Origin of the sequence: uncultured Microbacterium sp., assembly GCF_913776565.1 — a bacterium.
Lineage (GTDB): Bacteria > Actinomycetota > Actinomycetes > Actinomycetales > Microbacteriaceae > Microbacterium.
This window is the reverse complement of sequence record NZ_CAJYPF010000176.1, coordinates 1-4,549: the sequence shown is the minus strand read 5'-3', so window position 1 is coordinate 4,549 and position 4,549 is coordinate 1. Positions and strand designations below refer to the sequence as shown.

2 protein-coding genes and 1 pseudogene are annotated in these 4,549 nt (G+C 72.3%); 2 read left to right on the top strand and 1 reads right to left on the bottom strand.

Features of this window, described 5'->3' with window-relative positions; translation table 11 throughout:
• Nucleotides 1-295 (top strand): annotated as a pseudogene (locus tag QZ433_RS09920) (cation acetate symporter); the annotation flags it as partial.
• A gap of 65 nt (nucleotides 296-360) precedes the next feature.
• Here the strand turns inward: QZ433_RS09920 and QZ433_RS09915 are convergent.
• The gene (locus QZ433_RS09915) at nucleotides 361-885 is read right to left on the bottom strand and encodes a methylated-DNA--[protein]-cysteine S-methyltransferase (protein ID WP_295782703.1); all 525 of its coding nucleotides are present in this window, start codon (nucleotides 883-885) and stop codon (nucleotides 361-363) included.
• 200 nt (nucleotides 886-1,085) lie between these two features.
• Here QZ433_RS09915 and QZ433_RS09910 point away from each other — a divergent pair.
• Nucleotides 1,086-4,549: AAA family ATPase (locus QZ433_RS09910; protein WP_295782700.1), on the top strand; the 3,464-nt coding region annotated here is incomplete at its 3' end.

The window sequence follows — 4,549 nt, the reverse complement described above, 5'->3', positions numbered from 1 at the left end:
GCGCCGGTTCACCACGCGCGGCGCGGTGTGGAGCATGTACGGCGGCCTGGGCTCGGCCCTGGTGCTGATCTTCCTCTCGCCGGTGTTCTGGGGCACGCCCACCAGCGTCTTCGTGAACACGGGGGTGGCGATCTGGCCCCTGAACAACCCGGGCATCGTGTCGATCCCGCTGGGCTTCTTCTTGGGCTGGTTGGGGTCGGTGACCTCGCGCACCGCCGAGGACCGTCGCAAGGCCGCCGAGATGGACGTGCGTTCCCTCACCGGTTTCGGCGCCGAGAAGGCGTCGAACCACTGACGGTCGCACCACGAGACAGGAAGCGCCCGGTCACCGCGTCACGCGGGGCCGGGCGTTCTCGTCGTTCAGCCCGCCGCCCGCAGGCCCCCGGCCGCTCCCTCGAGATCGAGCAGGTGACGCTTGACCTCGGGATGGCCGCCGTACTCTCCGATCGAGCCGTCGGCGCGCACCACCCGGTGCACCGGCACCACGATCGAGAAGGGGCTCGAGGCGCACGCGGTGCCGACCGCACGGGCCGCGCCGGGCGCCCCCGCCATGACGGCGACCTCGCCGTAAGCCGCGGTCTCGCCGTAGGGGATCTCGAGCGTCGCCTCGAGGGCCGCGCGGGTGAAGCCGCGCACGAGGCGCCAGTCGAGAGCCACGTCGAACGTCTGTCGCCGGCCGTCGAAGTACTCGTCGAGCTGCCGGACGAGAGCGACGCCGGGGCCCGGATCGGGGTCGGGGGCGACGCCGAGCCGGGCGGCGATCTCGGCACGTGAGCGGTCGAGCCCCTCGTGCGCGAGGTCGAGGCGCACGAGCGCATCGTCGACGAAGGTGAGCAGCACGGGGCCCACCGGGCTGTCGTAGTCGGTGCTGGTGACTCTGTTCATGCGCCCATCCTGTAGACCCCGTCACCGAGCCGGGACGACCCCCGCCGCGAACGGGGGAGAGCCCCGGCGGGTCGGCCGGTGGGGAGGAACGGCCGGTGATCCGGCGTGTCGCCGATTGTCGCGAAACTCGGGTCCGCTGCGCGCGTTCCCCAGCCGCCCGGCTTAGTCTGACAGGTGTGTGGCGAGCTGAGGACGGTACCGTGAGTGGTGCCGACGGAGACGATTCGACGTCGTCCGTCGATCCGGGCGAGCTGCGATTGTCGGAGCCCGGCATCGTGGTCCGCCATGTGGCCGACCCCGAGCGGGACCGCATCAGATCCGAGGCCGCGGCCCTCGGCGGGCGCTCGACGCTGCTGCGTTTCGACGACGCGCGCGACGCCGGGATCGACATCACCAAAGCGCACCCGGGGTCGCTCCCGCAATTCATCACGGGGCGCGCGACCATGCTCTCCAACCTCTTCCGCGACGAGGTCGCACTGCGCACCGCCCGCATGGCCGCCGACCGCATCACGGCGAAGAACGTCGAGCTGCGCACGGCGCGCGGCCTCGAACCCGTGCATCTGGCGGTCGGGCTGGCGGCGTGGAAGATCGGCGGGGTCGAGTGGTCGGCCCCCGTCCTGCTGCGCCCGCTGGCGATCCGCCGCCACCACGGAGACTTCGAGTTGAAGCTCCACGGGGCTTTCGTCATGAACCCCGAGCTGGCGCGCGCGTTCCGCACGCACCTCGGCATCCAGATCGACAGCGCCGCCCTCGCGGGTCTGGCGTACGACCAGGGCGTGTTCAAGCCGCAGCCCGTCATCGACCACATCCGTCGCCTGACGTCGCACGTGCCGACGTTCGTCGTGCACCCGCGCCTGGTCATCTCGTCGTTCGCCGACGTCGGCTCCGGCATGGCGCGCGACACCCACGACCTCGACGACACGCTGCTGAACGCGCTCGCGGGTCATCCCGACGACCGTGCGCGGATCACCGTTCGCCGCGCCGACCCGGTGGTCGTGGGCCCCGACGAGCGCACGCCCGCGGCCGACACGCTGCTCCTCGACGCGGATGCCGAGCAGGAGCGCGTCCTCGCCCGGATCTCGGCCGGCCACTCGCTCGCGGTGCACACGCTGCCCGGCACGGGTGGCACGCAGACGGTCATCAACGCGATCGGTCAGCTGGTGCACGCGAACAAGCGTGTGCTCGTCGTCAGCGCGCGCCGCTCCACGCTCGACGGCATCCGTCACCGCCTGGCCGGGGTGGGCCTCACGGGTCTCGCCGTGTCGCCGCACCACGTGCGCCGCGACCTCATCCGCGCGATCGGACGCAACGAGAAGGCCGAGCAGCCCAAGGTCGCCGAGATCGACGACGCCCTGGTGCGCCTGCGCACGGTGCTGCGCGATTATCGTTCCGCGGTCACCGAGCCGCACCTGGCGCTGGGCGTCTCGGCGCTCGACGTGCTGCGCGCCCTGACGTCGTTGGCATCCACTTCTCCGGCTCCCTCGACCGAGGCCCGCTTCGACCTCGCCACTCTCGAGAAGCTCGCGGGGCGACGGGATGCCGCGGCCCGCGCGCTCGCGATGGCCGCGCGCCTGGGCGAGTTCCGGTTCGGACCCGACGATTCGCCCTGGTACGGCGTCAGCTTCACCCGCACCGAGGACGCGCGCGCCGCGCACGACCTGGCCGGAAAGCTGCACACGCAGGACGTGCCGCGCCTGCTCGAGCGCGGCTACGAGCTCATCGCGCAGACGCGCATGCGGCCGTTCCAGACGGTGTCGGAGCTCGGGTCGTACCTCAAGCTGCTGCAGGGCATCCGCGAGTCGCTCGACCGGTTCAGCCCCAGTGTCTTCGAGCGTCCGCTCGGCGAGCTGATCGACGCGCACTCGCCGCGGCGCGACGCCTCGCCGATGAGCGGCCCGAACCGTCGTCGACTCAAGCGGCTGTCGAAGGAGTACGTGCGCCCGGGCGTGCACGTGCCCGACATGTACGAGGCGCTCGTGCGCATCCAGCAGCAGCGCACGGAGTGGCAGCGCGTCGTCGAGGCCGGCGTCACCCCCGAGGTCCCGCTGGGCCTCGCCGACGTGAGCGTGGCCTGGCAGCGTACCGACGCGCTGCTCGGCGAGCTCGACCAGATCCTCGGTCGTCAGGGCTCCGAGCGTCTCGCGACGCTGCCCGTGCAGCGGCTCGTGCGCACCCTCGCGGGTCTTGCGGCCGAATCGACGTTCTTCGACAACCTCGTCGAGCGCGCCCAGCTGCGCTCCGAGCTCGCCCGCCTGGGGCTGGAGCAGCTGCTCGTCGAGCTGTCGGTCCGTCACGTCCCCGAGGAGCGGGTCGGCACCGAGCTGGAGTTCGTCTGGTGGCAGTCGGCGCTGGAGCACCTGCTGCGCACCGATCGCGCGCTGTTGGGGGCCAACACGAGCGTCGTCGACCGCCTCGAGCGCGACTTCCGTCTCGTCGACGAGGCGCACGCGGCCGCGGCCGGACCGCTGCTGGCGGCCGAACTGGCCACGCAGTGGCGCATCGGCATCGTCGACCACGCCGACGAGGCAACGGCGCTCAAGCGCGTGCTCAAGGACGGCCTGCACACCGCGCAGGAGATCTCGGATGCCGCGCCCACGCTGCTGCGCACCCTCGCGCCGGTATGGCTCGCGTCCCCGTACGAGGTCCCCGATGTGCCGCACGACCTCGCGTTCGACGTGGTGATCATCGCCGACGCCGCCGCGCTGTGCCTGGCCGAGGCGACCCCGGGGCTGCGCCGCGCGCGGCAGATCGTCCTCTTCGGCGACCCGGTGGTGCAGAAGCCGACGCCGTTCCGCGTCAGCGCCTCGGTCGATCCCGCGGTCGACGAGGCCGACGAGGTGCCCTTCGACGGAGTGTCGGTATTCGAGCGCGTCGCCGAGCTGCTGCCCGTCGAGACGCTCACCCGCAGCTACCGCGCCGGGGGAGAAGACCTCTCGCAGCTCGTCAACGACGCCTTCTACGGCGGCGAGATCGTGTCGCTGCCCTGGGCCGGTTCGTACCTGGGCCGCGGCAGCCTGAGCGTCGATTACGTCGAGGGCGGTGTCGGCGCGCCCGATCCCGTGAGCGGCGCGGTCGAGAGCCCCGACGCCGAGGTCGCGCGCGTGGTCACGCTGGTGGTCGAGCACGCGGTCAACCGCGCGTCCGAGTCCCTCATGGTGGTCACCGCGAGCCGAAAGCACGCCGAGCGCGTGCGCGCGTCGGTCGTGGCGGCGCTGGCGGGGCGGTCGGACGTGGCCGGGTTCGTCTCGAGGGATGCCGCCGAGCCCTTCGCCGTGCTGACCCTCGAGGAGTCGGTGGCCGAGAGCCGCGACCGTGTGGTGTTCTCGCTCGGGTTCGGACTGACCCGCCACGGGCGCGTGCTGAGCGACTTCGGCGATCTGTCCACCCCCGACGGCGAGCGCCTGTTGACAGTGGGCATGACCCGGGCGCGCCGCTCGATGGTCATCGTGTCGTCGATCCGTCCGTCGGCGTTCGACGACGGACGCCTCGAGCACGGCGCGGCCACCCTGATGGGGATCCTCGGCAACGTCGCGGCGCGCGGGCGCGAGAGCCGTCTCGAAGACCTCGCCGACCCGCTGACCCGTGCCCTGGCGCGGGAGCTGCGCCGCCTGGGCGTCGAGGTCGACGTCGACTACCGCGGTCTGCTGCCCCTCGTGGCGCGCCA

Bases quoted from the DNA above. Each gene is read 5' to 3' on its own strand.
- QZ433_RS09915 (WP_295782703.1), bottom strand. From the start codon at position 885: ATGAACAGAGTCACCAGCACCGACTACGACAGCCCGGTGGGCCCCGTG.